Annotated in this window: 1 protein-coding gene; it reads left to right on the forward strand. The window is 76.0% G+C overall.

Annotated elements, in window-relative coordinates; translation table 11 throughout:
- Positions 1-746: response regulator (locus C667_RS25955; RefSeq protein ID WP_004391489.1), on the forward strand; the 746-nt coding region annotated here is incomplete at both ends.

Below are 746 nucleotides of genomic sequence, written 5' to 3' on the forward strand. Positions count from 1 at the left end.
AGCGAGCAGGCGCTGCAGTTCCTCGCCGCGGCCGCGCACGAGGCCGTGCTGCTCGTCGACCGGCCGCTGGCGCCGGCGGCGCACGCGCGCTGGCAACAGCTTCCCCCGCCGCGCCGCCCCGGCATCCTGCTCATCCTGCATGGCGCGCGCCGCCAGGCACGCCAGCAGGGCCCCGGCCTGTTCACGCTCGACCGTGAAGGCGTGCACCGCGACGAGCTGATCCGCGCGGTGGCCGTCGCCTGCGGGCGCGACGCCGCCGAAGGGGGGTGCGGGCCGACGCAGCGCCGCGGCGCGTCCGCGGTCGCCGGGCTCGATCCGCAGATGGCGGCCGCACGCATCCTCGTCGCCGAGGACAACGACATCAACCGCAAGGTCATCACCCGCCAGCTCGACCTGCTCGGGCTGTCCTGCGAGCTGGCCGAGGACGGCCAGGAGGCGCTCGCGCGCTGGCGCGAAGGCCCCTACGACCTGCTGCTGACCGACCTCCACATGCCCAACATGGACGGCTACACGCTGGCCGCGCGCATCCGCGCCGAGGAGGACCCGTGCCGGCGCCTGGCCATCGTCGCGGTCACCGCCAACGCCCTGCGCGGCGAAGACCGGCGCTGCCTCGACGCCGGCATGGACGACTACCTCGTCAAGCCGGTGCAGATCGAGGCCTTGCGTGCGGTGCTGGAGCGCCACCTCCCGGCCGCCACCCCGGCGGCACCCGCCGACGCCCGCGCCGACGCCCCTGAACCCGGCGC

It is taken from the genome of Thauera phenylacetica B4P (assembly GCF_000310225.1).
In the GTDB taxonomy this organism is placed as follows: Bacteria; Pseudomonadota; Gammaproteobacteria; order Burkholderiales; family Rhodocyclaceae; genus Thauera; species Thauera phenylacetica.